At 75.9% G+C, this 4,077-nt stretch carries 4 protein-coding genes and 1 pseudogene; 1 reads left to right on the top strand and 4 read right to left on the bottom strand.

Annotation, left to right across the window (positions count from 1 at the left end; all coding sequences use genetic code 11):
* From B0E53_RS33695 to B0E53_RS33680, 4 genes and pseudogenes are all read right to left on the bottom strand, one after another.
* Positions 1–666: pseudogene (locus B0E53_RS33695) on the bottom strand (hypothetical protein); the annotation flags it as partial.
* A 48-nt stretch (positions 667–714) separates the two neighbouring features.
* Positions 715–1,035, bottom strand: coding sequence for a divalent-cation tolerance protein CutA (gene cutA / locus B0E53_RS33690; protein WP_107079621.1), 321 nt, complete (start codon positions 1,033–1,035; stop codon positions 715–717).
* Between the two features lie 56 nt (positions 1,036–1,091).
* The gene (locus B0E53_RS33685) at positions 1,092–2,114 is read right to left on the bottom strand and encodes a 1-acyl-sn-glycerol-3-phosphate acyltransferase (RefSeq protein WP_107079620.1); all 1,023 of its coding nucleotides are present in this window, start codon (positions 2,112–2,114) and stop codon (positions 1,092–1,094) included.
* The gene (locus B0E53_RS33680) at positions 2,114–2,947 is read right to left on the bottom strand and encodes a patatin-like phospholipase family protein (RefSeq protein WP_107079619.1); all 834 of its coding nucleotides are present in this window, start codon (positions 2,945–2,947) and stop codon (positions 2,114–2,116) included. The genes B0E53_RS33685 and B0E53_RS33680 overlap by 1 nt, the downstream gene beginning before the upstream one ends.
* 175 nt (positions 2,948–3,122) lie before the next feature.
* Here B0E53_RS33680 and B0E53_RS33675 point away from each other — a divergent pair.
* Positions 3,123–4,077: serine/threonine-protein kinase (locus B0E53_RS33675; RefSeq protein WP_146167888.1), on the top strand; the 955-nt coding region annotated here is incomplete at its 3' end.

Here is a 4,077-nt window from a genome sequence, read left to right as displayed (position 1 = left end):
GGACGGCTCGGCGGCCACCGCGGCCAGGGGCAGCACCGGCTGGGCGGTCAGCAGCGCCGCGAACCAGGGCACGGTCAGCCGGCTCAGCCGCGCGTACCCGGCCGCGACCGCCGCGCCGGTCCCCCCGACCAGCGCGGCGTACCGGCTGCCCGGCCAGCCGGCCACCCCGAACAGGTCCACCGACCAGGCGGCGTACCCGTCGAGGAGCACCAGGAGCAGGCCCACCGCGGCGAACGTCTCGGCGGTGCCGCGCAGCCCGCGCGCCCGGGCCACCAGCGGCGCGGCGAGGGCGAGGGCGGTTAAGGCGAGCAGGATCAGCGCCCGCCCGGCGACCCCGAACGCGGCCCAGGCGACCGCCGTGAAGACCACCGCCGCGGTGCCGAGCAGCAGTCCACCGAGGACGAAGAGCAGGCTCTGCACCGCGCGGGTGGAGGTCTCCGCCCCGCCGGGGCGTACCGGGGCGGGGGCCGGCTGCGGGCGCACCGGCGGCACCGGCGGAGCGGGCACGACCGGGCGCGGCGCCGGGATCTCCAGGCGGATCCGGGCGGCCAGTTCGGCCCGCCGCTGCCGGGCCGTGGACAGCCGGCCGGCCAGCTCCTGGTACGCGACCCGGGCCGCCTCGACCCGCGGCGCCAGCCCGGCGATCTCCCGGTCCAGCCGGACCACCTCGGCGGCCGGCGGGTACGGCGGGGCGGGTGGACAGAGTAGGCGTACCTAGGGGCGGGTGTGGTCGTGCACCCAGGCCGCGTAGTCCGGGTTGCCGCTCTCCACCCGGGTGACCAGGATCTCCGGCACCTCGTACGGGTGGTTGGCGCGGATCTGGTCGACCAGCGCGTCCACCCGGTCCGGCGCGGTCTTGAACTGGACCGACCACTCCGCCGTGGTCTGGATCGCCGACTGCCACCAGTAGGTGCTGTCCACCTGCCCGCCGACCTGGGCGCACGCCGCCAGCCGGCCGGCGACGGCCGCGGCCGCCAGCAGGTCCGCGACCCCGCGGGCGTCCACCACCGTCGTCACCACGCAGATCTGCTCCACCAGCGCACCCTACGTGGCGCTCCGGCCGGTCCGCTGCACGCGCACCGAACCGATCGCTAGTCGGCGCCCGTCCCGTCCCGATTGGCGGCGATCCACCGGTCGATCCGGGCCCACCAGTCGAACAGCCAGTCGATGCGCTCCTGCTTCCCGACCGGCACCTCCTCGGGCGGCACCGACCAGAACCGCATCACGATCCGCTTGTCCATCGGCAGCTCGCGCCACACGTCGGCGACGGTGACCATCTGATCCAGCCCGGTGTGCGCCACGAAGATCACCCCGGCGTCCGGGGCGGCGTCGAGGGCGGCGAGCAGCCCACCCGGCTGCGGGGCGAGCACGTGCTGCATCCGCTCGGCGCGCAGCGCCATCCGCTCCAGGCCGAGGGCGCGCAGCCGGGCGATGCCCCGCAGCCGGCGCTTCGGCGTGAAGTTGCCGCCCTCCGGGAAGATCACGAAGGCGTCGTCGTCGTCCAGGCCGGTGGCGAGGTGGCCGATCTGCCGGATCGCCGACTCCCGACCGTCCGGCCCCGGCGCGATGAACCGGTTGGGCAGCCGGTTGAGCAGGATGTCGATCGCCGGGTCCCACTGGAGGGTCTCCTTCAGCACGATCCGGGGCTCCCGGTGGAACCAGTTCACCAGCGCGTGGATCAGGATGAACGAGTCGCCCGGGCCGGCGTGCCGGCAGAGCACCAGCTCGGGACGGCCGGGCAGGGCGGTGTCCGGGTCGGTGCCGACCACGTCGATGCTCAGCCGCAGCGTCCAGCGGGCCTGCCAGAACAGCACCCGCAGGAAGTGGCCGGCGAGCACGTAGTGCGCCCGCTGGAAGGCCGGCGACCGCTTGCGCGCGCCGAAACCCGAGGCGAGCCAGAGCACGAAGAGGGCGAGCAGCGCGGCCGCGTCCCAGACCAGGTAGACCGTGCCGATCCAGAGCAGCCGCAGGGGGCGCAGCCGCCCCGGCACCAGCGGCGACGCCGCCAGGGCCAGCAGCGCCCAGGCCGGCAGGGTGGTCACCACGGCGACGGCGAGCAGCACCACGCCGGGCGCGAGCAGCATCCGGCGTACCCACCGCGGCGGCAGTGGCATCAGCGCTCCAGCGCGGTGTCCAGGTAGCGGCGGGAGGCGGTGTACGCCCGGCTGATCCGCCGCCCCACCGCCGCGATGTCCCGGTACGCCCACGGGCTGTCGTCGCGCGGCTCCAGGCCGCCGGTCGGCAGCACGTGCACCTCCACCCCCTCCGGCAGCGCCGCCATCTCCCGGGCGAACCGGTGCCGGCGGGCGATCTCGAACGCCACCTGGGCGATCTCCCACGGCCGGCGGGGCGGGCTCAGCTCGCGCTCGATCCGGCCCACCTGGAGCACGAAGATCTGCGTGGCCCCGGCCGCGACGGCCTCGCCGACCGGGATCGAGTTGACCACTCCGCCGTCGATGTAGTGCTGGCCGTCGATCTGGGTCGGCGGCAGCAGCCCGGGCACCGAGGCGGAGGCGAGCACCGCCGGCACCACCGGTCCGCTGTGGAACCAGTGCTCGGCGGCGCGCTCGATGTTCGCCGCGCAGCAGCGGAACGGCACCCTCAGGTCGGCGAAGGTGGTCTCCTCGCCCAGTTCGCTCTCCAGCAGCCGGCGCAGCGGCCGGGGCGAGTGCAGGTGGGTGCGCGCGGCGAAACGGCGCAGCTGCCGGGCGACCGAGTCGCCGTACACCTCGCTCGCCTCCGGCGAGGCCCAGAGCCGGACCAGCCGGTCGGTGACGGCCTCGCTCGGGTCGGCGGCCACCAGGGCGCCGTTGACCGCGCCGATCGAGGTGCCGAGCACCAGGTCGGGTTGGATCCCGACCCGGAACAGGGCACGGAGCATGCCCACCTCGACCGCGCCGAGCACTCCCCCGCCGCCGAGCACGAACGCCACCGGACCGCCTGCCATGCCGTTCATCCTGGCACGCGGCGCGCAACCCGCCCGCCGCCCCGGTCGGGCCGGTCGCCGCCGTCACCGGGCGCGACCGGCGCGGCGCGGGCCGCGACCGGGGAACGGACAGCCGTTGACAGGCCGGACACATTCCCGCAACCTGATAGCGCTCCCAAGCCCAGGCAGGTGCGATGTGAAGGCGACGCTGCACGCCGGCCGGCTGCTGGCCCGCAGGTACCGGCTCGTCGACCAGATCGGGGCCGGCGGCATGTCGGTGATCTGGCGGGCCCGCGACGAGGTGCTCGACCGGGTGGTGGCGGTGAAGGTGCTCGCCCCCTCGCTCGCCGCCGACGCCCGGTTCCGCGACATGGTGCGTGAGGAGGCCCGCTCCGCCGCCCAGCTCGTCCACCCGCACGTCACCGCCGTGCACGACTACGGCGAGACGGTGGCGCCGGACGGCTCGATCACCTCGTTCGTGGTGATGGAGCTGCTCAGCGGCGAGGAGCTGGAGCACCGGCTCACCGAGGGGCCGCTGCCCTGGCCGGCGGCGGTGGAGACGGGCGCGCAGGTGGCCGAGGCGGTGGCCGCCGCGCACCGGCTGGGCATCGTGCACCGGGACATCACCCCGTCGAACGTGATGATGACCCGGGTCGGCGCCAAGGTGCTCGACTTCGGCATCGCCACCCGGGTCGGCGCGCCGGACGAGGACGAGGACGGTGGCACCTTCGGCACCCCGGCGTACGTGGCGCCGGAGCGGCTGGACGGGGCACCGGCCCAGCCGGCCACCGACGTCTACTCGCTGGGCGTGCTGCTCTACGAGACGCTGACCGGGCAGCCGCCGTACCCGGCGGACACCTGGGAGCAGCTCAGCGCGGCGCTGGCCGAGGATGCCGCGCCCACCCTGGACGGCGTACCCGGGCTGCCCGCGCCGGTCGCGGAGATCTGCCTGCGCTGCCTGGCCCGCGACCCCCGGCGGCGGCCCACCGCGCACCAGGTGGCGGCCGTGCTCCGCGACCAGTTGCTGCCCGCCGACCCGCAGGCCGCCACCATGCTGGCCCCGACCGTGACCCTGCCGGCGCTGCCCACTCCGGAGCGATCGCCGGCCGGGCCCGAGGCCCCCGCGCCCGTCCCCGCCGGGGCGTCCGGGC

This window comes from Micromonospora sp. MH33 (assembly GCF_003013775.1).
GTDB classification, from domain to species: domain Bacteria; phylum Actinomycetota; class Actinomycetes; order Mycobacteriales; family Micromonosporaceae; genus Micromonospora; species Micromonospora fulviviridis.
The sequence above is the reverse complement of the archived record's forward strand: the minus strand, read 5'-3'. Positions and strand labels throughout refer to the sequence as shown.

Excerpts from the sequence above, each read along its gene's own strand:
- B0E53_RS33685 (WP_107079620.1), bottom strand. The coding sequence starts at position 2,114 with ATGCCACTGCCGCCGCGGTGGGTACGCCGGATGCTGCTCGCGCCCGGC.
- B0E53_RS33680 (WP_107079619.1), bottom strand. The coding sequence starts at position 2,947 with ATGGCAGGCGGTCCGGTGGCGTTCGTGCTCGGCGGCGGGGGAGTGCTC.